At 69.3% G+C, this 22,588-nt stretch carries 20 protein-coding genes and 1 riboswitch; of the genes, 1 reads left to right on the top strand and 19 read right to left on the bottom strand.

All coding sequences use genetic code 11. The annotated features are described in order from the left end of the window. Window positions 1–71 precede the first annotated feature (71 nt). The 3 genes from OG870_RS39205 to OG870_RS39195 all read right to left on the bottom strand — a co-directional run bounded on the left by OG870_RS39205 (window position 72) and on the right by OG870_RS39195 (window position 4,720). Window positions 72–857, bottom strand: coding sequence for an SGNH/GDSL hydrolase family protein (locus OG870_RS39205; protein WP_266529832.1), 786 nt, complete (start codon window positions 855–857; stop codon window positions 72–74). 330 nt (window positions 858–1,187) lie between these two features. Beyond that, the gene (locus OG870_RS39200; RefSeq protein ID WP_266529588.1) at window positions 1,188–2,093 is read right to left on the bottom strand and encodes a M23 family metallopeptidase; all 906 of its coding nucleotides are present in this window, start codon (window positions 2,091–2,093) and stop codon (window positions 1,188–1,190) included. A gap of 2 nt (window positions 2,094–2,095) precedes the next feature. Then, window positions 2,096–2,265: riboswitch (cyclic di-AMP (ydaO/yuaA leader) on the bottom strand. A gap of 376 nt (window positions 2,266–2,641) precedes the next feature. Next, a complete protein-coding gene (locus tag OG870_RS39195; RefSeq protein ID WP_266843101.1) occupies window positions 2,642–4,720 on the bottom strand; it encodes an alpha-galactosidase in 2,079 nt (692 codons plus the stop codon). Window positions 4,721–4,889: 169 nt separating this feature from the next. Between OG870_RS39195 and OG870_RS39190 the strand changes: the two genes are divergently transcribed. Then, window positions 4,890–5,687, top strand: a complete 798-nt coding sequence (locus OG870_RS39190; protein ID WP_266591687.1) for a tyrosine-protein phosphatase — start codon at window positions 4,890–4,892, stop codon at window positions 5,685–5,687. Between the two features lie 126 nt (window positions 5,688–5,813). Here OG870_RS39190 and OG870_RS39185 read toward each other — a convergent pair whose 3' ends face one another. The 16 genes from OG870_RS39185 to OG870_RS39115 form a co-directional block, all read right to left on the bottom strand. Next, window positions 5,814–5,939: a DUF6126 family protein gene (locus OG870_RS39185; protein ID WP_266529579.1), complete on the bottom strand. Its 126-nt coding sequence runs from the start codon at window positions 5,937–5,939 to the stop codon at window positions 5,814–5,816. Next, window positions 5,936–6,598 carry a helix-turn-helix domain-containing protein gene (locus OG870_RS39180; RefSeq protein WP_266591685.1) on the bottom strand — a complete coding sequence of 221 codons (663 nt, stop codon included), beginning with the start codon at window positions 6,596–6,598 and terminating at the stop codon, window positions 5,936–5,938. The genes OG870_RS39185 and OG870_RS39180 overlap by 4 nt, the downstream gene beginning before the upstream one ends. 73 nt (window positions 6,599–6,671) lie before the next feature. Beyond that, window positions 6,672–8,057, bottom strand: coding sequence for an aspartate aminotransferase family protein (locus tag OG870_RS39175; RefSeq protein ID WP_266591683.1), 1,386 nt, complete (start codon window positions 8,055–8,057; stop codon window positions 6,672–6,674). Continuing rightward, the gene (gene dxs / locus OG870_RS39170; protein WP_266591681.1) at window positions 8,054–9,988 is read right to left on the bottom strand and encodes a 1-deoxy-D-xylulose-5-phosphate synthase; all 1,935 of its coding nucleotides are present in this window, start codon (window positions 9,986–9,988) and stop codon (window positions 8,054–8,056) included. Before dxs ends, OG870_RS39175 begins: the two co-directional genes overlap by 4 nt. 31 nt (window positions 9,989–10,019) lie before the next feature. Next, window positions 10,020–11,195, bottom strand: coding sequence for a flavodoxin-dependent (E)-4-hydroxy-3-methylbut-2-enyl-diphosphate synthase (gene ispG, locus OG870_RS39165; RefSeq protein ID WP_266591679.1), 1,176 nt, complete (start codon window positions 11,193–11,195; stop codon window positions 10,020–10,022). 4 nt (window positions 11,196–11,199) lie between these two features. Beyond that, a complete protein-coding gene (gene hpnH, locus OG870_RS39160; protein ID WP_266529565.1) occupies window positions 11,200–12,222 on the bottom strand; it encodes an adenosyl-hopene transferase HpnH in 1,023 nt (340 codons plus the stop codon). Window positions 12,223–12,227: 5 nt separating this feature from the next. After that, window positions 12,228–12,869: a phosphorylase family protein gene (locus tag OG870_RS39155; protein WP_327691972.1), complete on the bottom strand. Its 642-nt coding sequence runs from the start codon at window positions 12,867–12,869 to the stop codon at window positions 12,228–12,230. Further along, window positions 12,869–14,878 carry a squalene--hopene cyclase gene (gene shc / locus OG870_RS39150; RefSeq protein ID WP_266591677.1) on the bottom strand — a complete coding sequence of 670 codons (2,010 nt, stop codon included), beginning with the start codon at window positions 14,876–14,878 and terminating at the stop codon, window positions 12,869–12,871. Before shc ends, OG870_RS39155 begins: the two co-directional genes overlap by 1 nt. Before the next feature lie 115 nt (window positions 14,879–14,993). Continuing rightward, window positions 14,994–16,121, bottom strand: a complete 1,128-nt coding sequence (locus OG870_RS39145) for a polyprenyl synthetase family protein (RefSeq protein ID WP_266529559.1) — start codon at window positions 16,119–16,121, stop codon at window positions 14,994–14,996. After that, window positions 16,121–17,548, bottom strand: a complete 1,428-nt coding sequence (gene hpnE, locus OG870_RS39140; protein ID WP_266529557.1) for a hydroxysqualene dehydroxylase HpnE — start codon at window positions 17,546–17,548, stop codon at window positions 16,121–16,123. The genes OG870_RS39145 and hpnE overlap by 1 nt, the downstream gene beginning before the upstream one ends. Then, window positions 17,545–17,685 carry a DUF6380 family protein gene (locus OG870_RS48320; RefSeq protein ID WP_405625632.1) on the bottom strand — a complete coding sequence of 47 codons (141 nt, stop codon included), beginning with the start codon at window positions 17,683–17,685 and terminating at the stop codon, window positions 17,545–17,547. Before OG870_RS48320 ends, hpnE begins: the two co-directional genes overlap by 4 nt. Further along, window positions 17,685–18,635 carry a presqualene diphosphate synthase HpnD gene (hpnD, locus tag OG870_RS39135; protein WP_266591675.1) on the bottom strand — a complete coding sequence of 317 codons (951 nt, stop codon included), beginning with the start codon at window positions 18,633–18,635 and terminating at the stop codon, window positions 17,685–17,687. Before hpnD ends, OG870_RS48320 begins: the two co-directional genes overlap by 1 nt. After that, window positions 18,632–19,534, bottom strand: a complete 903-nt coding sequence (gene hpnC, locus OG870_RS39130) for a squalene synthase HpnC (protein ID WP_266591673.1) — start codon at window positions 19,532–19,534, stop codon at window positions 18,632–18,634. The genes hpnD and hpnC overlap by 4 nt, the downstream gene beginning before the upstream one ends. Before the next feature lie 387 nt (window positions 19,535–19,921). Then, complete coding sequence (locus tag OG870_RS39125; protein WP_266529550.1) at window positions 19,922–20,713, bottom strand: ABC transporter ATP-binding protein; 792 nt, start codon at window positions 20,711–20,713, stop codon at window positions 19,922–19,924. After that, a complete protein-coding gene (locus tag OG870_RS39120; protein WP_266591666.1) occupies window positions 20,706–21,635 on the bottom strand; it encodes an ABC transporter permease in 930 nt (309 codons plus the stop codon). The genes OG870_RS39125 and OG870_RS39120 overlap by 8 nt, the downstream gene beginning before the upstream one ends. 75 nt (window positions 21,636–21,710) lie before the next feature. After that, window positions 21,711–22,583, bottom strand: a complete 873-nt coding sequence (locus OG870_RS39115; protein WP_327692360.1) for a glycosyltransferase family 2 protein — start codon at window positions 22,581–22,583, stop codon at window positions 21,711–21,713. Between the last annotated feature and the right edge of the window lie 5 nt (window positions 22,584–22,588).

Below are 22,588 nucleotides of genomic sequence, written 5' to 3'. Positions count from 1 at the left end.
GACTCACTACCGGCAGACGAACCGCTTTCACACCCTCGAGCAACCCGCACACCACCGTCCGGCAACCGCGCTCAGGCGACCGAAGCGATCCGCATCTTGATGTCGTCCGGCGACAGCGCGCCCTTCGCCGTGACGTGATCCCCGGACGACTCACCGCGCAGCCGACGGCCGATCCACGGCACCAGGTACTCGCGCGCCCAGTGCACGTCGTCCCGCCGGACATCGAGGGTGCCGCGCGGCGGGAGCAGCGGCCAGGGCTGGTCCGGGTCGGCCGGGACCTCCAGGCCGAGAACCTGCCCGGCGCGCAGCGCCACGCGCGTGTGCCCCTCGGGCGAGAGGTGGAGCCGGTCGTCGTCCCAGGCCCGGCGGTCCTGGACGGTCTTCAGGGACCACAGGTCGAGCACGGGGCAGCCGTACCGGTCGGCGACGGCCCGTACATGACCGTTGTAGGTGGCGATCTTGCCGCGCAGGTGCTTGAGCACGGGAACGTTACGGGTGTCGAAGCCGGTCGTCACCATGACGGTGCCCACGGCTTCGGTGAGCCGGAGGATCGCCCGCTCGAAACGCTCGGCGACCTCGTCGGGGTCGGTGCCGGGCCTGATGATGTCGTTGCCGCCCGCACAGAAGGAGACCAAGTCCGGGGCGAGCTCGACGGCTTGCGGGACCTGCTCCTCCACGATCTGGTCGAGAAGTCTGCCGCGTACGGCGAGGTTCGTGTAGCCGAAGTCGCCCTCGGGCCTCCGGTCCGCGAGAAGCACCGCGAACCGGTCGGCCCAGCCGACCATCGCACCGTCGGGGCCGGGATCGCCGACGCCCTCGGTGAAGCTGTCCCCCACCGCAACGTACGACCCGATCACTGATCTGCTGTCACTCTTCGAATCGTCTGCCACATCGACCATGATTCACCTTCGAATGTGACCTACGCGACCGTAATACAGGGTTGACGGACGGTGAGATAAGCCACGTCTAAGTGTTGGCCAAGCCCGGAATAAGCCTCCGATCAGGGATGTTGAGGGGCGAACCGCGCGGCCAGGGCGGCACCGGCGGCGAGGCGGAGCCAGACGTGGCCGGGCGTAGCCGGACGCACCGAAGGCCGGACCCGGGGATCGGGGTCCGGCCTTCGGCGGCGTGACGGGCGCCGCGTCCCCACGCACTGGCGAAGCCGCGCGGGAGCGGTCGGCGGTGGGTCAGCCGACCGCTACGCCCTTGGATCGGAGGTAGGCGACCGGGTCGACGTCGGAGCCGTAGTCCGGCGTGGTGCGGATCTCGAAGTGCAGGTGCGGGCCGGTCACGTTGCCGGTCGCGCCGGAGAGACCGAGCTGCTGCCCCTCGGTCACGGTCTGGCCGGCCGAGACGGAGAGCTGGGAGAGGTGGCCGTACTGCGCGTAGTAGCCGTCGGCGAGCTTGATGACGACCTGGTTGCCGTACGCGCCGCCCCAGCCCGCGGAAACGACCGTGCCCGCACCGACGGCCTTGACCGGGGTGCCCGTCGGGACGACGAAGTCGACGCCGGTGTGGTACCCGCTGGACCACATGCTGCCAGGCACGTGGTAGCCGGTGCCGATGGTGGCGCCCGACACCGGGAGGGTGAAGCCGGTGGCGGTGGAGGTCTGCGTGGCGGTCGTCTTGTTCGAGGACGAGGACGCCTTGGGCGCGGACGAAGAAGACGGCCGGGACGACGACTTGGTGGTCGCGGTGGCCTTCTTGCCGAGCGTGAGCTTCAGGCCCGGGTGGATCAGCGACGGATCGCCGCCGACGGCCCGGCGGTTGTCCGAGTAGAGCTTCTTCCAGCCGCCGGCGACGTGCTGCTGGTCGGCGATCTTCGAAAGGTAGTCGCCGCCCCGCACCGAATAGGTCCGCACGCCCGCGTGGTGCGCGGCGCTCTTCTTCTCGGCCGCCTTCTTCTCCACGGCCGGAAGGGACTGGACGGTCTTTTGCGAAACCGACTGGGAAACAGACTGCGTTGTTGCGGCATGGGCGCCGGTGGCACCCATGAGCGGTAGTGCGAGTGCGGCGCCACCGGTACCGGCGACGGCGATGGAACGGGTGAAGCGCTGGGGCTTCGGGCGGCGGTGCTTACCCTTCGCGGGCATGACGAATTCCTCTCCGGCGCCTACGAGGTGAGCTGTCGGGTGCGAGCTGGAGATGCCCGGCCGCGCATTTGACGCGGCTTTACCCCAAGCCGTTCCGGAGACCGGAACAGGCAGTGATACCTGTGGGTCCCCCGCTCCTGCCGTTCACGGGTGAGTTGTGCGGGCACCGGGCGGCGGCAGGATTGGGCGTCCGTCCGGATTGGTGGCGAACGTAAGCGACCGGGACGCAAAGGGACAAGTGATGGTTCCCTGCGAATGCGTTTCTGTTGATCCCTTGCGAGAAATCCCGGTGACCGTGTGTGAATTCCGAGGTCGCCCCTTTGGACAAACCCCCTTGTAAAGCAAGTGAATTACGTGGACATGACGCGCCACGTTCGGTCACGAATATGACGCTCCTCACGCACCCTCAGCCCAGGAGCCCCTATTCCGGAGCGAGTTGGAATGAAGGGAAGTAAAAGAGAACACAAGGGAGCGAAGAGGAGCGAACGGCACTAAAGATGGCCAAAGGCGGCAGAAGTTCAATCAAGATGCCACTTCGGACAGACAGGTCAAATGCGACGCAGGCGGAAAACTGCCGCGTCGAGGTCACCGCGCAACCCGGTGCGCAGTCCGTGATGCAGGAGTACGGCACCTCTGTGAACTTCGCCCGTTTCGCGGCATTCATACGACGCTGTCGGGTCGAGGCCCTGCAATCGCAGCGCCGGCACGGGTTCCCCGTAGCTCTGCGCCTGAAGCCACGCGAGGACGACCGCCTCGTCGCCACGCACGTACTGCACCGCACTGAGCCCGCCCCGCGGAGGCCGCAACCGGTACAGGTCTCCGTGCTGCACGAGCGGACGGATCTCCTTGTAGAGGGCCACCCACTCGCCGGCCTCGGCCAGCTCCTCCTCGGTCCACTGGGCGAGGTCCCCGCCGACCCCCAGCACGCCGGCCATGGAGCTGACGAAGCGGAAGCGCAGCGAGCTGACCCTCCCGTTGAGCTGGGTGTTGGGGCTGTCGGTGACCCAGGCGGCCATCACGCGCGCGGGGTGGATCTGGCTGAAGCCGTGCTGGATGGCGAGCCGGTCGAGCGGGTCTGTGTTGTCGGAGGTCCACACCTGGTCCGTACGGCCCAGGATCCCGAGGTCGATCCGGCCGCCACCACCCGAGCAGGACTCGAAGGCAACGCCCGGGTGGGCCGCGCGCAGCCGATCCAACAGGCCGTACAGCGCCCGGACATGGTCGATCCACAGCCGCTGCGGGTAGGGGTCGTCGGGCCAGCCCGCGTCGGTGAAGCAGCGGTTGAAGTCCCACTTGACGTAGTCGATCGGGGCACTGGAGAGGAGCCCGTCGAGCTGCCCCCAGAGGTACTCCTGGACGTCCTCCCGGGCCAGGTTCAGTACGAGCTGGTTGCGGAATTCCGTCCGCTTTCGTCCCGGTTGGAACTGCACCCAGTCGGGGTGGGCGCGATAGAGCTCGCTGTCCGGGTTGACCATCTCCGGCTCGACCCAGATGCCGAACTGCATGCCGAGGGCGTGCACATAGTCCGCGACCGGCTTCAGGCCGTTCGGGAAGCGGTCGGGGTTGGGGGTCCAGTCGCCGAGTCCGGCCCGGTCGCTGGTGCGCTTGCCGAACCAGCCGTCGTCGACCACGAACAGCTCGACGCCGATCGCCGCGGCCCGCCGGGCGAGTGTCCCCTGCTGCTCCTCGGAGATGTCGAACTCGGTGGCCTCCCAGGAGTTGAACAGCACCGGCCGGTCCCGGTCCGCGTCCGGGATGACGTACGCGCGCTGGTAGGCGTGCCAGGCGCGGCTCGCGCCGCCGAAGCCGCCGTCACTCCACAGGCCGGCGAAGACGGGCGTCGCGTACGACTCCCCCGCGTCCAGGCGCAGCAGCCCTGAGTCGTCGTATCCGGCGCCGCCGGTGATCTGCACGCGCGCGTCCGCGAGCTGCGCGACTGCGATCCGCCAGGAGCCCGACCAGCCGAGCGCGCAGCCGTAGACCTCGCCGCGCTCCTCGGTGGCGTCGGTGTCGAGTGCGACCCAGGGCAGATGCTGGTGCCCGGTGTGGCCGCGGCGGCTGCCGAGGACCTTCTCGCCGTAGGTGAGAAGAGAACTGGTCAGCCGGGACTCGGCGGCCCAGCGTCCATGCAGCTGGGACAGCCGCCAGTCCTCGCGCTCGGGCAGCGTCCAGGTGGCGGAGTCTGCCCGCAGCAGCTCCAGGGCGGCCCCTTCGTTGTCGAGAGTCACCCAGCGTTCTACGACGTCGTGCCGCATCCGGTAGTGCAGGGTGAGCGTGAGCCCGCCGTCACGGAAGCGCAGGCGCAGCTCGCCGTCGTCTCCGCCGTCGGCCTCGTACGCCTCGAAGTGCCACTCGGTGCCGCGCCGCTCGTCGGTGCGCACCGACAGGGCGGGCCGCGCGAAGCGGGGGCCGCCCTCGACCGGGTACTCCTCGTGGCCGTCGAGCTGCGACTCGAAGGGCCGGTAGTCGGGCAGCGGGCGGACGGCGAGCGCCTCGGCGTCGGCGAGCGCGAGCCGGGGGCCCCAGTGCAGGTGCAGCAGTTCGTCGCCCTCGGTGAGATGGACGGCGTAACTGCTGGTCGGCCCTGAGAGGAGCCACGTACGGCCGTTGGCGGAGATCTCCAGCATCAAGCCCTCACACATTCGAACAGGTGCGATCAATGGCCAACATCATCAAGTGCTTCGGGGCCTGTCGGCAACGCCTGTGGACAACTCATTGCCTGAGGAATCCATGTCGTATCGTCGAAAGCGTGCCCGCCGACGAGCCCGTCGGCCTGGCTGACTGGGAGGAGCCCCCGTGACGCAGCAGATCCCGTCGACCGAGCCGGAGCTGGCCGGAGTCCGCAATTTCCGCGATGTGGGTGGGCTCCCGGCCTCGGACGGACGGCGGGTGCGGTACGGGGTGCTGTTCCGCAGCGGCCATCTCGCACACGCGACGGAGGAGGATGCCGCCTTCCTGACCTCCCTGGGCCTGCACACGGTCTTCGACTTCCGCAATGCGGCGGACCAGAAGCTGGAGGGCCCCGACGTCGAGCTGCCGGGCGTACGGAACGTGAACCTTCCGCTGACCGATCCCGCGGACGGCGCCGAGTTCTGGAAGATGGTCCGCGACGGCGAGATCGACCAGCTGCGCGGCATCCTCGGCGACGGCAAGGCGGCCAACCGCATGATCGTCTCCTACCGCACGATCATCAAGGAGCGCACCGCCGAGCACGCGCGCGTACTGCGCTCTCTCGCGAAGGACAGCGTGCCCGCGCTGATGCACTGCGCTGCGGGCAAGGACCGTGCGGGCCTGTCGATAGCCGTGACGCTGCTCGCCCTGGGCGTGGAACGCGAGGCGATCATCGCGGACTACCTGGAGTCGAACGCCAAGCACCGCCGCTACAAGGTGCACCGCAGCGGCAGCTCCGCCGCCGGTTACTCCCCCGAGGTCATGGAGTTGCTCAGCCCTCTGTTCGAGGCGCGCGCCGAGTATCTGGCTGCGGCCTTCGAGACAATCGAGGAGACGTGGGGCGACGTCGACACCTACCTGGAGCAGGGCCTGGAGTTCACCCCGGGATTCCGCGAGGGCCTGCGCGAGCGGCTCCTCGACTGAACGGGTGAGCCCGCCTCACTGTCGCACTACCTCACTACCTCACTACCTCACTACCTCACTACCTCACTACCTCACTACCTCACTGTCTCACTGCCTCACTGCCTCACTGATCTTCGCCCGCTCCGTCTACTTCGCCCCCACCGAGAACAGCAGGTAGATGAAGGCGGCGAAGAGGTGTCCCACCGCGATGTAGACGATCAGGCGCACCCACAGGGCGCGAGGGAACTTCTCCTCCATGTTCCTGTCGCTCATGCCATGTCTCCGGTGATCGGGCCCAGGCACAGCGTGGCCGTGGGGCTCTGCAGAAGGGTGTGGACGAACAGGAGCTCGACCCCGTCGGGGTCCTCGGCGGCGATCCGGTGCGGGGTCAGCGAGTCGAAGTGCGCGCTGTCTCCGGCGGTGAGCCGGTGCGTGGCGTCCCCGAGGCGCAGCCGCAGCCGCCCCTTGAGGACGTACAGCCACTCCTCGCCGGGGTGCACGCGCACGATGTCGCCCTGCGAGCCGTGCGGTACGTGGACGCGCAGGGCCTGCATGCCGCGGCCTGATGCGCCGGCCTGCCAGTAGGTCCAGCCGCCCGCCACGGTCGGTTCCATGTCGGCGGCGCGTACGACGGCGTCCCGGTCGGCGACCGTCTCGCCGAGCAGCTCCGAGACGGTCGTACCGTAGATACGGGCGAGGGCGAGCAGCATCGGCAGCGACGGCTGGCGCTGTCCGGTCTCCAGCCGGGAGAGATGGGCCGGTGACAGTCCGGCGGCGCGGGCCGCGGCCTCCAGGGTGAGGGAGGCCTGGCGGCGCAGCGCGCGGAGCTGTGGTGCGACGGTGGGCAGGAATTCCTCCGGCCCGGCCGACGAGCCCGGTGCCGCGCGCCCGGGCTCCGGCTCGGCCTCTGTCTCTGTCTCGGGAGAGCTCATGCTCTCCATTCAGCCGGAGATTTGCCTCTGCGGCAAATTTCTTGCCTCAGAGGCAAAAGACCCGCCGCTATGCCTATCGGTTGGCGACCGCCTGCTTCACCAGTGTCTTGCCGAAGTCCCACATCAGGCCACCACCGCTGTGCGCGTCGTCCATCACAGCCGTGAAGGCGTCGACGAACCGGTCCACGTCCTGCTCTCCGATGATCAGCGGCGGGATCAGCTTGATGACTTCCAGATGGTCTCCGGAGACCTGGGTGAGGATCCGGTGCCGCTGCAGCAGCGGTACGACGACCATCTGCGCGAACAGGCCCTTGCGCGCCGCTTGCAGCATGGTCCAACGGCTGCGCAGCTTCAGCGACTTGGGCCTGCCGAACTCGATGCCGATCATCAGGCCCCGGCCGCGGACGTCGGCGAGCAGCTCGTATTTGTCGATCAGCGCCGCGAGCCGGGTCCTCAGCTGCTCGCCGGTCACCCGCGCGCCCGCCACGACCTGCTCGTTCTCCATCACGGACAGCACGGCGAGGCCGGCCGCCATGGCCTGGGCGTTGGAACCGAAACTCGCCGAGTGAACGAGCACCCGGTCCATGGACGAGTAGACCTTCTTGAAGATCCAGTCCTTGCCGAGGGTGGCGCCGACCGGCACATAGCCGCCGGACAGGGCCTTGGCCACGCACACCAGGTCCGGCTCGACGCCGTCCTCGTGCTGGTAGGCGTAGAAGTCCCCGGTGCGGCCGAGGCCCGTCTGCACCTCGTCGGCGATGAGCAGCGCCTTGTGCTTGCGCAGGAGCTCCTGGGCCGCCCGGAGATAGCCGGGCGGGGCCTCGTGCACACCCTTGCCCTGGATCGGCTCGACGATCAGGGCGGCGACGTCGCCCTTCTTCAACTCCCGCGCCAGGGCGTCGAGGTCACCGAGCGGGATGGCCGTGTCGGGCAGCAGCGGGGCGAAGCCGTCCCGGAAGCCGTCCTCGCCGTTGACCGACAGCGATCCGGTGGTCAGGCCGTGGAAGGCGTGGTCGCAGTACAGGATCCTCGGCCTGCCGGTGACGTACCGGGCGAACTTCAGCGCGGTCTCCACCGCCTCCGTACCGCTGTTGCCGAAGAACACCCGGTCCAGGTGCGGGCTGTGCCTGAGCAGCTTCTCGGCCAGCAGTCCGGGCAGCGGCTGGCAGTCGAAGCGGGTGAGGTCGGCGAGCTGGGCGTCGAGGACGTCGTGCAGCGCCTTGCGGACGACGGGGTGGTGGCGCCCCAGGCCCATGACCCCGAACCCGGCCAGCATGTCCAGGTAGTCGTTGCCGTCCGCGTCCCAGAAGTGGGCACCCTCGGCGCGCTCGTAGACCTTGTCGAAGCCGATGGTGTGCAGCATGCGCGGGAGCTGGTGGTTCAGGTACTTGCCGTGCAGCTCGTAGCGCTCGGCTCCGCGCTCGGCCAGGAGAGCGCCGAGGTCGAACTCCTTGGTCATTCAGCGTTCTCCTTGACTGGGCCGTTCTCCTGCTCCTTGACGGCCAGGGTGTCCTCGGCCTCCTTGACGGCGAGGCTCGCGCTGATCCGGCCGGCCACCTCCACCGGCGTCAGCCCGATGTCGGCCAGCACCTCTCCGCGCTTGGCGTGCGCGAGGAACTGCTCCGGGATGCCGAACCGTCGTACTGGTACATCGACTTCGGCATCGCCGAGCGCCAGCGCCACCGCGGCTCCCACCCCGCTCGCACGGCTGTTGTCCTCGACGACGGCCACCAGGCGGTGTTCGGCCGCGAGGCCCGGGAGCGCCGGGTCGACGGGCTTGACCCAGCGGGGGTCGACGACGGTGCACGAGATGCCGCGAGCCTCCAGCAGGTCGGCGGCCTGGAGGCAGACGGGCGCCATCACGCCGACGGCGACGAGCAGCACCTCGGGCGTGTCCGGGCCGCGGTGCAGGACGTCGAGTCCGCCCACGCGGTCGATCGCCGGGATCTGCGGACCGACCGACTCCTTGGGGAAGCGGACCAGTGTCGGAGCGTCGTCGACGGCGACGGCCTCGCGCAGCTGGGCGCGCAGTTGGTCGGCGTCGCGTGGAGCGGCGATGCGCAGCCCCGGCACGACCTGGAGGATGGACATGTCCCATATGCCGTTGTGGGACGGGCCGTCGACGCCCGTGACGCCGGCCCGGTCCAGGACGAAGGTGACCCCGCAGCGGTGCAGCGCCACGTCCATCAGGAGCTGGTCGAAGGCACGGTTGAGGAAGGTGGCGTAGACGGCGACGACGGGGTGGAGACCGCCGGTCGCCAGGCCTGCCGCGCTCACCGCCGCGTGCTGCTCGGCGATGCCGACGTCCCACACACGGTCCGGGAAGCGTGCGGCGAACTTGCCGAGGCCCACCGGGTGCAGCATGGCGGCCGTGATCGCCACGACGTCCTCCCGCTCCTCCCCGATCGCGGCGATCTCGTCCCCGAACACCGAGGTCCAGGAGGGGCCGTTGGACGGCGCGAGCGGCTCGCAGGTGAGCGGGTCCATCACGCCGACGGTGTGGAAGTGGTCCTCCTCATGGGCGAGGGCGGGCTCGTAGCCGCGGCCCTTCTCCGTGAGGCAGTGGATGAGGACCGGACCGTGGAAGCGTTTCGCGCGCCGGAGCGCCGACTCGACGGCCCCGATGTCGTGCCCGTCGATCGGGCCCACGTACTTCAGGCCCAGGTCCTCGAACATGCCCTGCGGGGCGAAGGCGTCCTTGAAGCCCTTCTTCGCGCCGTGCAGCGACTCGTAGACGGTGTTGCCGACGACCGGCGTGCGCAGCAGCACGTCCTTGCCCCAGGCGAGCACCTTCTCGTAGCTGTCGGTGGTGCGCAGGGTGGCCAGGTGGTTCGCCAGGCCGCCGATGGTCGGCGCGTACGAGCGCTCGTTGTCGTTGACGACGATGATCAGCGGCCTGTCCTTGGCGGCCGCGATGTTGTTCAGCGCCTCCCAGGCCATACCGCCGGTGAGCGCGCCGTCGCCGATGACCGCGACGACATGCCCCTTCTCGCCCTGCACCTGGCGGGCCTTGGCGAGGCCGTCGGCCCAGCCGAGCGCGGTGGAGGCGTGGCTGTTCTCGACGATGTCGTGCTCGGACTCCTCGCGCGAGGGGTAGCCGGACAGGCCGCCCTTCCCGCGCAGCTTGGAGAAGTCCTGACGGCCCGTCAGGATCTTGTGTACGTAGCTCTGGTGGCCGGTGTCCCACACGATGCGGTCGACCGGCGACTCGAAGACCCGGTGGAGCGCGATGGAGAGTTCCACCACCCCCAGATTGGGCCCGAGGTGTCCGCCGGTCCTGGCCACCGCGTGTACCAGGAACTCCCTGATCTCCTCGGACAGTTCACCGAGTTCCGCTTCGGACAGCGCCTTCAGGTCGCGTGGTCCCCGGATGTTCTCCAGCATCGTCACGCTCGGGCCCCCTCTCGGTCCGTGCCTTGCTTCAACTCACCGTCACTGCCGGTTTTCCCGAGACGGTGGGGGCGCCCGATGCGGCCCCGTCCTGCTCCATCTGCTCGGCGATCTTCATCGCCTCGTCGATGAGCGTCTCCACGATCTTCGACTCGGGTACGGTCTTGATGACCTCGCCCTTGACGAAGATCTGTCCCTTGCCGTTGCCGGAGGCGACGCCGAGGTCGGCCTCGCGGGCCTCGCCGGGGCCGTTGACCACACAGCCCATGACCGCGACGCGCAGGGGCACTTCCATGCCCTCAAGGCCTGCCGTGACCTCGTCGGCGAGCTTGTAGACGTCGACCTGGGCGCGGCCGCACGACGGGCAGGAGACGATCTCCAGCCGCCGCTGCTTGAGGTTGAGCGACTCCAGGATCTGGAGGCCGACCTTGACCTCATCGGCGGGCGGGGCACTCAGCGAGACCCTGATGGTGTCGCCGATGCCCTGCGACAGCAGCGCGCCGAAGGCGACGGCCGACTTGATCGTGCCCTGGAAGGCCGGACCGGCCTCGGTCACCCCGAGGTGCAGCGGGTACTCGCACTGGGCGGCGAGCTGCTTGTACGCCTCGATCATCACGACCGGGTCGTTGTGCTTGACCGAGATCTTGATGTCCCGGAAGCCGTGCTCCTCGAAGAGGGAGGCTTCCCACAGGGCCGACTCGACGAGGGCCTCCGGGGTCGCCTTGCCGTACTTCTGCAGCAGACGCCGGTCCAGCGAGCCGGCGTTGACCCCGATCCGGATCGGCGTGCCGTGGTCCTTCGCGGCCCGCGCGATCTCCTTCACCTTGTCGTCGAACTGCTTGATGTTGCCCGGGTTCACCCGGACCGCGGCGCAGCCGGCCTCGATCGCCGAGAAGACGTACTTGGGCTGGAAGTGGATGTCGGCGATCACCGGGATCTGCGACTTGCGGGCGATGGTGGCGAGCGCGTCCGCGTCGTCCTGCGTCGGGCAGGCCACGCGCACGATCTGACAGCCGGACGCGGTGAGCTCGGCGATCTGCTGGAGGGTGGCACCGATGTCCGACGTACGGGTCGTCGTCATCGACTGCACCGACACCGGGGCCCCGCCCCCGACCGCCACCGGCCCGACATGGATCTGCCGCGACAGGCGCCGCTCGGCGATCGGACGGGCCGGCACCTCGGGGACGCCCAAGGAAATGGCGGTCACGACGTCAATCCCGGTTTCCGGAGACCGTCTCGCGCATGGCGCGCAGGGACTCCTTCAGGGACCCCATGGTGGCGAGGACGGCGGTGGGCTCGTAGCCGCAGTGCGCCATGCAGTTGGCGCAGCGCGGGTCCTTGCCGCGGCCGTACTTGTCCCAGTCGGTGTCCTCGATCAGCTCGCGGTACGTCGGCACGTACCCGTCGCTCATCAGGTAGCAGGGACGCTGCCAGCCGAAGAGCGAGTAGTTCGGGATCGCCCAGGCGGTGCAGGGGAAGTCGACCTTGCCCTCGAGGAAGTCAAGGAACAGCGGCGAGTGGTTGAGCCGCCACTTCTTGCGGTTGCCGCCCGCGAAGGCCTTCTTGAACAGTTCGCGGGTCTGTTCCACGCCCAGGAAGTGCTCCTGGTCGGGCGCCTTCTCGTAGGCGTAGGCGGGCGAGATCATCATCTCGTCGACCTTGAGGTCGTCGTTGAGGAAGTTGAGCACCTCGATGATGGTCTGCGGGGTGTCCGTGTTGAAGAAGGTCGAGTTGGTGGTCACCCGGAAGCCGCGCTGCTTGGCCTCCTTGATGGCCTCCACGGCCTCGTCGAACACGCCCTCCTTCGCCACCGACTCGTCGTGCCGCTCCCGCAGCCCGTCGATGTGCACGGCGAAGGCGAAATAGGGAGAGGGCTTGAACTTGTCCATCTTCTTGCGCAGCAGCATGGCGTTGGTGCAGAGGAAGACGTACTTCCTCTTCGCCACCAACTGCCGCACGATCTCGTCGATCTGAGGGTGCATCAGGGGTTCGCCGCCCGCGATCGACACCATCGGCGCGCCGGACTCCAGCACCGCTCCCACGGCCTGCGCGACCGGCATGCGCTGCTTGAGCACACCCGCCGGGTGCTGGATCTTGCCGCAGCCCTCGCACTTCAGATTGCATGCGAAGAGAGGTTCCAGCTCCACGATCAACGGGAACTTGTCCCGCTTGCGGAGCTTCTGTTCAACCAAGTACGTAGCGACCTTGATGGACTGGCGCAGCGGCATGGCCATCTGGCTCACCTCCGGGGGAGCAGCAAAGAACGGTGCCATTCGAAGAAAGCTGGAAGAACGGAACGAAGGACGCGGAAAGCTGATATTCCACCGCGCACCGTGCCGATCCGGACGAGTTCATGTTCAGGAGCGTCCACGACCACTCGTACGGCCGCAACCGGGCGCTCACCTGTGCGTACGGCGCTGAGGAGCGTCGCCGCGGATTCCATGTCGACCGCGATCGCGCCGGTTGCGAGCAGATCCGACCGTTCGTGACCGCGGACGACGTGATCAGAGCCGGTCAGCGGCCCTGTGTGGACGGCACGCCCGGGCACGGCCCGCGCGAGCTCTTTGACGAGGAGGTCGGTCCCGACGCACGGAACGGTTCCGTCCGGATCCCGGGTCTCCTCGGCGACGACCAGATCGCCGGGGTGCATCCCGGGGGCGAGCCCGGCACAGAAGCCGGTGGCCAGCACGGCTGCATCACGCAGGGCCGGGTCGGCCAGCAGCCGGGTGACGGACCGCTCGGCCGCCTCGCGCCCCATGCCGGTGCGCAGAACGGTGACAGGACCGCCGGCGCCCCCTCGGTCGCTCGTGCGCAGGGCGAGGTGCTCGATGCCGAGCGCGCAGGCGATCAGCAGCGGGGCCGAGGCGGGCTGTGTGCTCATCAGCCCCCCTTGACCTCGGCGAGCGGCGGCTTCTTGGCGAAGGGTTCTCCGTGCACGTAGCGGCCGAGTGCGGTGAGCGGGAACACCTGCCGGTAGAGGTGGTAGTTGATCGAGAAGTCCCACGGGAAGCCGGTCCCGGTGAAGTACGGCTCGTCCCAGGAACCGTCCTCGCGCTGCGTGGCCGCGAGCCACTCGACACCGCGCTCGACGGCGTTGGAGCCCTTCTCGCCCGCCGCCAGCAGGGCCATCAGCGCCCACGCCGTCTGCGAGGCGGTGGAGGCTCCGCGACCGCTCCACTTCTTGACGTCCTTGTACGAGCGCAGGTCCTCGCCCCAGCCGCCGTCGTCGTTCTGGACCGACTCCAGCCAGGAGACGGCCCGCCGGATCGCCGGGTGCGCGGCGGGAAAGCCGGCCGCGACGAGGGCGGGTACGACGGACCCGGTGCCGTACACGTAGTTGACGCCCCAGCGCCCGAACCACGAGCCGTCCGCCTCCTGTTCGGCGAGCAGCCACTCGATGCCGCGCCGGGTGCGCGGGTCGTGCGAGAGGCCCTCGACTGCCAGCATCTCCACCACGTGTGCCGTGACGTCCGCGGAGGGCGGGTCGATGACCTCGCCGAAGTCGCAGAACGGCAGCCGGTTGGGGAAGGGGCTGGTGTTGTCGACGTCGAAGGCACCCCAGGCACCGTTCTTCGACTGCATCCCGAGGTTCCAGCGCACCCCGCGCCCGATCGCCCTCTCCACCCGCTCCGGGTCGTGGTGCTTGACTCGGCGCAGGGCGAGGACGACCTCAGCGGTGTCGTCGATGTCGGGGTAGTTGTCGTTGTGGAACTCGAACGCCCAGCCACCGGGCGGCAGTTGGGGCCGCTTCACGGACCAGTCGCCGGGGCGGACGATCTCCTCGCCGAGCATCCAGTCCGCCGCCTTGACGAGCTGGGGGTGGTCGGCGGGCACGCCCGCGTCGGCGAGCGCGATGGTGGCGAGGCAGGTGTCCCACACGGGCGACTGACAGGCCTCGATCATCCGCGCCCCGTCCTCGCGCCACACGGCGAAACGGTCCAGCGACGCCAACCCCTCGCGCATCACCGGGTGTTCGAGGTCGTAGCCCAGCAGATACAGCGCGATCACCGAGTACACGGCCGGCGGCTGGATGCCGCCCCAGCAGCCGTCGTTCTCCTGCCGCTCGATGATCCAGCGGGCCGCCGTGTTCATGGCCGCCTTGCGCAGTCTGCGCGGCGCGACCTTGCGCAACTGGTGCAGCGCCTTGTCGAGTCGCTGGAAGGCACCGTCCCAACTGGCCGCTGGAGCAAGGGACTTGGGCGGATTCGGGTTGTCCGGATCGGCGTGCAGCTCGTCGAGGGGGAAGGGCGCGGGCCGCACCGGCCGCTTCGCGGACACGATCGTGAGCGGCACGATGGTCTGCCGGGCCCAGCACCCGAAGTCGTAGATGTTGAGCGGCATCCACTTGGGGAAGTAGATGAGTTCCGGCGGGAGTTCGGGCAGGTCCTCCCACTTCCACCAGCCGAACAGGGCGAGCCAGATCCGGGTGAAGACGCGGGCCGAGACGATGCCGCCCCGCTCGCGGATCCAGGCCGAGGCCTTCGCCATGTGCGGCGCCTGCGGCTCGTCGCCGGCCAGGCGCAGGGCGACGTACGCCTCGATGGTGGCGGAGAGTTCGCCCGGTCCGCCGTAGAAGGTGGCCCAGGCACCGTCCTCGCGCTGCTCACCGCGGATGAACAGGGCGGCGGCCTGCGCGGTGGCCTCGTCCAGGATGCCCAGGAACTGCCGCAGAAGCAGATCCTCGGCGTCCATGGTCACGTTGGTCTCGAGGTCGCCCTTCCACCAGCCCTCGGCGTCCTGCGTGGACAGCAGGAAGTCGGTGGAGCGTTGTACGGCGTGTACGGCGGCGTCGTGCACCCCGGCCGCCACGGGGTTCGTACTGGCGGTTTCGCTGGCCGCGGCAGCTCGGGGCGGCAGGGCCCCGGTGCTTCCGTCGGTCGTCGCTGTCATGGCTTCCCCTTAGTGCAGTCGTGCGAATCGTGCTGCTGTGGGTCCGCCGTCGGCCGGTGCTGTCTTCCCGCGACACCGGCCGGCGACTACGCGAGGGTTATTCGACCGATAACGATCATCTCTTTCGTACGACGACGAAGTCCGCGAGCGCCGTGAACCGGTCCCGTACCCGGTCGGGCATGTCGATGGCGTGCAGGGACTCGATGGCGATGGTGTGCTGACGACGTGCCTCTTGGGCCGTCCACTCGCGGCCGCCCGCGTCCTCGATCAGGGCGGCGCGATAGGCGAACTCCTCCTCGGAGAAGTTCTCGAAGTCGCTGCTCTTGGCGTCGGCGGCGAGGATCTCGCCGAGCCGCTCGGAGGCGGCACCGCCCGCCGCGAGCGCGGCCACGACCGGCAGGGACTTCTTGCGCTGGCGCAGGTCGCTCCAGGTCTGCTTGCCGGTGGAGACCGGGTCGCCCCAGATGCCGAGGAGGTCGTCGACGGCCTGGAAGGCGAGGCCGAGGTGGTAGCCGTACTTCTCCAGGGTGTCGGCGGTGCGGTCGTCCGCGCCGCCGAGCACGGCGCCGATGGAGCTGGCGCAGGCGAGCAGGGCGCCGGTCTTGTTGCCCTCCATCTCCAGGCACTCCTCGACGCTGACGCGGTCGCGGTGTTCGTAGGAGATGTCCTGGGCCTGGCCGTCGATCAGGGCGCGGGTGGCGGTGGTCAGGCGGCGGGTGGCACGGCCGGCCTCGACGGTGCCGAGTTCCAGCAGGACCTCGTTGGCGAGGGCGAACAGGGCGTCGCCGACGAGGATCGCCTGGGCGGGGCCGTGCACCTTCCAGACGGTGTCGCGGTGGCGGCGCTGTTCGTCGCCGTCCATCAGGTCGTCGTGCAGCAGCGAGAAGTTGTGGACCAGTTCGACGGCGACGGCTCCGGGGATGCCGACCTCAGGGGCGGCGCCGGTGACCTCGGCGGACAGGACCGCGAGGGCGGGGCGCACGGCCTTGCCGCCGTCCCCGTCCGCGGGGTTGCCCTCGGCGTCGATCCAGCCGAAGTGGTAGGCGGAAACGGTGTCCATGGGGGGTGCCAGGCGGTCCACGGCCGCCCGCAGTACCGGTGTGGCAAGGGTCCGGCCGCGCTCCAGGAGCGCGGTCACGTCCACCGCGTCGGCAGCCGTCTCGGCCGGGGGCACAGTGGGCACAGTCTCTCCTCTTGTTGCGGTACCGGGGGTGCGGGGGCCTGCCGCGTGCTGATCGAGCATCAGGCCGCCTCCTCGAAGTCGAAGAGGTGACTCGGGCGGGGCCGGCCCAGGGCGCTCAGCGCGGCGTCCGCCGCACTCACGCCACTGCGGACCGCACTCTCCATGGTCGCGGGCCACCCTGTGGCGGTCCACGCTCCGGCCAGGTACAGGCCCGGGGTCCTGGTGCGGGCGCCGGGCCGCAGCCGCCCGACGCCTGGGGTCGGAGCGAACGTCGCCGTGCGCTCCCTGGTCACGAAGAAGTCCTTCACCTCTGCGTCGCGGGTGCCCGGCAGCAGCCGCTCCAGCTCGGGCAGATAGCGCTCGCGCAGCGCGGCGACCGGCTCGTCGATCTCGTCGTGGGCGGCCGACTGGGACAGCGCGAGGTACTGGCCTTCGCGCAGGCCTGAGGCGTCGGTGCGGTCGAAGACCCACTGCACGGGGGTGCCGAGGGCCGCGAAGAAGGGCTGGTTCAGCACCTTCCGGTCGTAGACGACGTGCACGTTGAGGATCGGCGCGGTGTCGATGTCGAGCAGCTGGTCAGGGGCGTCGAGGGCGCCTGCCGGCAGAAGATCGTGGGCCTCGCGCTGGGGTACGGCGAGCACCACCGTGTCCGCTCGGAGCTCCTCGCCGGGAACCTGAACGCGCAGGCGCCCGTTTTCGTCAGTAGAGATGGAGGTGACGCGTGTACGGACCTCGGTACGGACGCCCGCGGAGTCGAGCGCCTTGCGGGCGAGACGGTCATGCAGTTCGCCCAGCGGGACGTGCGCCCATCCGATGTCGGCCGCGCCCGGGTCGGACAGCAGACCGGTCTTGAACACCATCGCGGCGAGCCCCAGCGAGGCGTCGCCCGCGACCGCGTTGAGAGTGGCGACCCCGACCAGGTCCCACAGGGCCTCGACGGCACGCGCCGACTGACCGTGCGCGGTCAGCCAGCTGCCGAAGTCCTGGGTGTCCAGGGTCGGATCGGCGAGGTCGAGCCCCTTGAGCGCGAGCGCGGCACGCCCCACTCTGGCCCGCTCGGCTAGGGAGAGATGCGGATACGTAGCGAGGCTGCGCCCCAGATGCAGGGGCACGGGCAGCGCGTCGCGCCTCAGCCTGCCGAGCCGTCGCCCCTCGGGCTTGTCGACATCGAGTACGGGCACGTCGAGACGATCCTGCAGCGGCGCCAGCGCCGTCCCCTCGATGCGGTCGAGGAACCAGCGGTAGGCGGTGCAGCAGCGCAGGTACACATGCTGTCCGTTGTCGACGGTCAGCTCGCCGCGCTGGAACGAGAAGGCCAGGCCACCGAGTCTCGGCCTGCCCTCGACCAGGGTGACACGCACTCCGGCGTCGGCGAGCGCGAGCGCGGCGGTGATGCCGGCGAGCCCGCCACCGATCACGACGGCGTCCCTTGCGGAGCGCCCCGCCGGATCCGCGGGCGAATCGTCGGACCGCGTGACGTCGCTCATCGTGCATCCTCCCCTGCGCGACCGCCGTGGTTGAACCGTGCACAACAGCAGGCCGTTGCAGTCAGGGACGCCGTCCCTGCATGGAGGGTTGCGTGCCGCTTTTCGTCGGTGGAATCACCTTGGCCCTGTTTGTCCATCAGGCGCGCCTCCTGATGGTCCTCCGCGTCACATGCCGGGCGTCCAGCCCGGACAGGCCGCGGACGGCGACGTACGCCTTCTCCCGCCCGGGCAGCGAGACCCGGCCCCGCAGCACGGCCTCGGGGTCGCGCTCGATGCGGTCGAGCAGACGGCGGTAGATGCCGGCCATGGCGGCGACGCACGCGCCGCTGCGCCGGTCGAGCATGGGGAGGAGCCGATAGCCCTCGGCGAAAAGAGCGCGGGCCCGTCGCACTTCGAAGTGCACGAGGCCCGCGAAGTCGGAGCCCTCCGGCGGGGTCGGCCCGTTGAACCCGGCCGAGCACCCGAATTTCGCGAGGTCGTCGGAGGGCAGATACGTACGACCACCCTCGGCATCCTCGCGGACGTCTCTGAGGATGTTGGTGAGCTGCAGCGCCAGCCCCAGCGTGTCGGCGTACTCCGGCGCGCGCTCGGCGCCGCGCGCTCCCGGTTCCGTGCCGAACACGCCGAGCGAGAGCCGCCCGATGGCGCCCGCGACACAGCGGCAGTAGACCTTCAGGTCGTCCCAGGTCTCGTAGGTCTCACCGCGGACGTCCATCAGCACGCCGTCGATCAGCTCGTCCAGTCCGTCGAGCGGGACCGGGAAGGTCTCGGCAGTGTGGGTGAGGGCGACGGCCACCGGGTCGATGTCGTCCTCGGCGACCACCCCCTCGCGCACCCGGGCCAGCAGCGCCCGGGTGTCCTCGAGTCGTGCCGCCTTGACGTCGACCGCCAGCGCGCCGTCGCCGATGTCGTCGACGCGCCTGGAGAACGCGTACAGGGCCGACATGGCGCGACGCTTGGGCGTCGGCAGCAGCCTGATGCCGTACGCGAAGTTACGTGCCTGCTGTCCGGTGACGGCCTCGCAGTAGCTGTAGGCGGCGAGTACCGGTGCGGACACGTGTTGTTCCGACTCCACGGTCCGGATCACCCCTCTCCTCGCAGAGTCACGCCCACCTCGCGCAGCAGCTGGACCTTGCCGGGCTTGGGCGGACCGGGAAGTACGTCGTATTCCGCGGCGGCGATCGCACGGATCGCCGCCCTTCCCCCCGCCACGAACCCGGCGAGCAGCAACTTCAACCTGCCGTGGACGCTACCCACCAGGGGGGCGCCTTCATTCAGGAGATCGCGGGCGCGTTGCGCTTCGTATGCGACCAGTGCGCGCAACGATGCGCCCGCGGTCGGCGTGGCGAGATCCGCCTCTTGCACATGGAACTGCTTCATGTCCTCGGCGGGCAGGTAGATGCGGTCGCGGCCGAGGTCCTCGGCGACGTCCTGGAGGTGTTCGACGATCTGGAGGGCGGTGCAGATCGCGTCCGAGAGGCGGATGCGCTCGGGGGTCGAGGTGCCGGTGACGGAGAGGACGAGGCGGCCCACGGGGTTGGCCGACAGTTCGCAGTACGCGAGCAGGTCGTCGTAGGTCTCGTAGCGGCTGACGAGCTGGTCCTGGCGGTTGGCGGCGATCAGGCCGCGGAAGGGCTCGGGGGTCAGCGTGTGGCGCCGGACGGTCGGCTGGAGGCGGCGCAGCAGGGGGTGGCGCGGGGTCGAGTCGAAGACCCGGTTCAGGTCCGTCTCGAAGGCGTCCAGGAGCAGCAGGCGGTTCTCGGCCTCCTCGGCCGACACGCCGAGCAGACGCGCGTCGGCGCCGCCGGGGGCCAGATCGCCGTCGCCGATGTCGTCGACGAGGCGGGCGAAGCCGTACACGGCCATGAGGTCGGCGCGCCAGGCCTTGGGCAGGAAGAACGGCGCCACGGGGAAGTTCTCACCCGCGGCCTTGTCGAGCGTGCCGCGCTCCGGGTCACCGGTGTGCGGCCTGCCGGTTCCCGTCACCGGTGACTACCCGGGGCGGGGACGGCACATGCTGCGCACAGCTGGGGAGTTTCCGTAGCCATTGCCGTCACATCTCCCGTTCTACACTGTTGTCCCAATGCATACTATTTCGGACACGCCGCCCGGCAGCCCGCGCGGCTGTCCCGCTTGAGGGTGTCGCGCATTATCGCCCCAGTTTGCCGCGTTTCGGGACCGGTACAGCTTACGTTGTACAACGCGGTGCGCTTCCCTGGGGTGTCCTGCACATCACAACAACACACCGATTGGCGTCAAGATTCCTGGGGCGAGCGCCAGTTGACGTTTCCTTTGCAGACGCAGGGCCCCGCCGGGTCAGTTCCGGCGGGGCCCTGCGAAGCGTCCTGGCCAGTCCGTCCAGGTCGGGGTGGACTACTTGCCCGTGAACTTCTCGTACTCCTTGAGGACCTCTTCGGTAGGCCCGTCCATGCGCAGCTCGCCGCGTTCCAGCCACAGGACGCGGTCGCAGGTATCGCGGATCGACTTGTTGTTGTGACTGACGAGAAACACCGTGCCGGCCTCCTTGCGCAGCTCGCGGATGCGTTCCTCGGAGCGCTTCTGGAACTTGCGGTCACCGGTGGCCAGCGCCTCGTCGATCATCAGGACGTCGTGGTCCTTGGCGGCGGCGATGGAAAAGCGCAGACGGGCCGCCATGCCGGAGGAGTAGGTGCGCATCGGGAGGGTGATGAAGTCGCCCTTCTCGTTGATGCCCGAGAAGTCGACGATCTCCTGGTAGCGCTCCCTGACCTGCTCGCGGGACATTCCCATGGCGAGCCCGCCCAATATGACGTTCCGCTCGCCCGTCAGGTCGTTCATCAGGGCCGCGTTCACGCCCAGCAGCGAGGGCTGGCCGTTGGTGTAGACGCGCCCCTTCTCTGCCGGGAGCAGACCGGCGATGGCGCGCAGCAGGGTCGACTTGCCGGAACCGTTGGAGCCGATCAGGCCGACGGCCTCGCCGCGGTAGGAGACGAAGGAGACTCCCTTGACGGCGTGCACCTTGCGCACGCCGCGCTCTTCGCCGCGCTTGATGATGCGGCTGAGGGCGGCGGTGGCGCTGCCCTTGCCGGTCTTCGCGCCATGGACGCGGTAGACGATGTGCAGCTCGTCGGCGATGACGGTGGGGATCCGCTCGCCCTGCGGTTGCTCGGGGTTCTGCTCAGCCACGGCCGTACCTCTCCTCCGCCTTCCAGAAGTACACGAAGCCGCCGAGGGCACACAGCGCGGCCCAGCCGCCCGCGGCCGCCCAGACGTGATCGGGAAGGTTCTCGGCGCCATAGTCCTCGATGAGCGAGAAGCGCATCAGGTCCATGTAGATGGTGGCCGGATTCCACTGCAGGACGGTCGCCACCCACTGCGGCTTGTCGGCCAGCATGATGGGGATCGAGAACATCACGCCGGACGCGTACATCCACGTACGCATGATGAACGGCATGAGCTGGGCCAGGTCCGGGGTCTTGGCGCCCGCGCGGGCCATGATCAGCGCCAGGCCGGTGTTGAACAGGAACTGCAGCGCGAGTACCGGCACGATCAGCAGCCAGGACAGGTCCGGGAAGCTGCCGAAGCCGATGGCCACGGCGAACAGCACGATCATCGAGAACAGCAGCTGCTGGAGCTGCTGCAGCGCGAAGGAGATCGGCAGCGAGGCGCGCGGGAAGTGCAGGGCGCGGACCAGGCCGAGGTTGCCGGAGATCGCCCGTACCCCGGCCATCACCGAGCTCTGAGTGAAGGTGAACACGAAGACGCCCGTGACCAGGAACGGGATGTAGACGTCCTTCGACATGCCCCGGCTGGCGTTCAGGATGACGCCGAAGATGAAGAAGTAGACGGCCGCGTTCAGCAGCGGGGTCGCCACCTGCCAGAGCTGGCCGAGCTTGGCCTGGCTGTACTGAGCGGTCAGCTTCGCCCGCGAGAAGGCGAGGATGAAGTGACGCCGGTCCCAGAGCTGGCGGACGTACTCGACGAGGGAGGGCCGGGCGCCGCTCACGGTCAGCCCGTACTTGGCGGCGAGCTGCCGCGCCGCGAGGCCCTCGTCGGGCGATACGGCCACGCTCAGCGTGACCGTGCCGTCGTGCGTTGACTCACTCACTGGTGGAAACTTTCGTCTTCGGGATGCGCAGCCCGTGCGGGCAAGGGCAAGACCTCGTGAACAGGAACGAGCTTGTCAGATCACCGGGGGCCGGCCCAGTCGGGTCAGCCGCCACACCGTACGCCACTTCATGGGCCTGAGCGGTCCGCACGAGGTGGTCCAGCCTTCGCGGAACCCGCCGAACCACGCCCTGAGGGCGGGCCGCGAGGGGCGGCGAACGAGGGTGAGCAGCAACCAGACCCCGAGGTAGACCGGGACGAGCAGCGCGGGGAGGTTGCGGCGGGCCAGCCAGACGCGGTTGCGGGCGACCATGCGGTGGTAGACCGCGTGCCGCGAGGGCGCGGTCGTGGGGTGGTACAGCACCATGTCGGACCGGTAGTCGATCATCCAGCCCGCGTCGAGAGCCCGCCATGCCAGGTCGGTTTCCTCGTGGGCGTAGAAGAATTCGTCCGGGAGGCCGCCGACTTCGGCGAAGACCTGGGTGCGGACGGCGTTGGCGCCGCCGAGGAAGGTGGTGACCCGGGAGGAGCGCATCGGGTCGGCCGCGCGCAGCCGGGGGACGTGGCGGCGCTGGGTGACCCCCGTCTCGGGGTCGGCGATGCGGAAGCTGATGATGCCGAGTTCGTGGTCGGTCTCGAAGGCCCGGCGGCACAGCTCGGCGGTGTCGTGGCCCGCGAGGAGGCCGTCGTCGTCGAGGAACATCAACACGTCGACGTCGCGGCCGCTGGGGCCGAAGGCCTCTATGCCGACGTTGCGGCCTCCGGGGATGCCGAGGTTCTCGGGCAGCTCGATGGTGCGGACACCCTCGGGGACGTCCGGGACCGGCGAGCCGTTGCCGACCACGACGACCTCGACACGGTCGCCGTCCTGCTTGGCGACCGAGTCGAGGAGGGCGCGGAGCTCGTCGGGGCGGTTGCCCATGGTGATGATCACCGCGCCGACCTTCATGGCGC

It is taken from the genome of Streptomyces sp. NBC_00461 (assembly GCF_036013935.1).
Classification (GTDB): domain Bacteria; phylum Actinomycetota; class Actinomycetes; order Streptomycetales; family Streptomycetaceae; genus Streptomyces.
This window is presented reverse-complemented; position numbering and strand designations above follow the sequence as displayed.

Excerpts from the sequence above, each read along its gene's own strand:
- OG870_RS39200 (WP_266529588.1), bottom strand. The coding sequence starts at position 2,093 with ATGCCCGCGAAGGGTAAGCACCGCCGCCCGAAGCCCCAGCGCTTCACC.
- OG870_RS39195 (WP_266843101.1), bottom strand. The coding sequence starts at position 4,720 with ATGCTGGAGATCTCCGCCAACGGCCGTACGTGGCTCCTCTCAGGGCCG.
- OG870_RS39185 (WP_266529579.1), bottom strand. The coding sequence starts at position 5,939 with ATGAGCGACAGGAACATGGAGGAGAAGTTCCCTCGCGCCCTGTGGGTG.
- OG870_RS39180 (WP_266591685.1), bottom strand. The coding sequence starts at position 6,598 with ATGAGCTCTCCCGAGACAGAGACAGAGGCCGAGCCGGAGCCCGGGCGC.
- OG870_RS39175 (WP_266591683.1), bottom strand. The coding sequence starts at position 8,057 with ATGACCAAGGAGTTCGACCTCGGCGCTCTCCTGGCCGAGCGCGGAGCC.
- hpnH (WP_266529565.1), bottom strand. The coding sequence starts at position 12,222 with ATGGCCATGCCGCTGCGCCAGTCCATCAAGGTCGCTACGTACTTGGTT.
- OG870_RS39155 (WP_327691972.1), bottom strand. The coding sequence starts at position 12,869 with ATGAGCACACAGCCCGCCTCGGCCCCGCTGCTGATCGCCTGCGCGCTC.
- shc (WP_266591677.1), bottom strand. The coding sequence starts at position 14,878 with ATGACAGCGACGACCGACGGAAGCACCGGGGCCCTGCCGCCCCGAGCT.
- OG870_RS39145 (WP_266529559.1), bottom strand. The coding sequence starts at position 16,121 with ATGCTCGATCAGCACGCGGCAGGCCCCCGCACCCCCGGTACCGCAACA.
- hpnE (WP_266529557.1), bottom strand. The coding sequence starts at position 17,548 with ATGAGCGACGTCACGCGGTCCGACGATTCGCCCGCGGATCCGGCGGGG.
- OG870_RS48320 (WP_405625632.1), bottom strand. The coding sequence starts at position 17,685 with ATGGACAAACAGGGCCAAGGTGATTCCACCGACGAAAAGCGGCACGCA.
- OG870_RS39115 (WP_327692360.1), bottom strand. The coding sequence starts at position 22,583 with ATGAAGGTCGGCGCGGTGATCATCACCATGGGCAACCGCCCCGACGAG.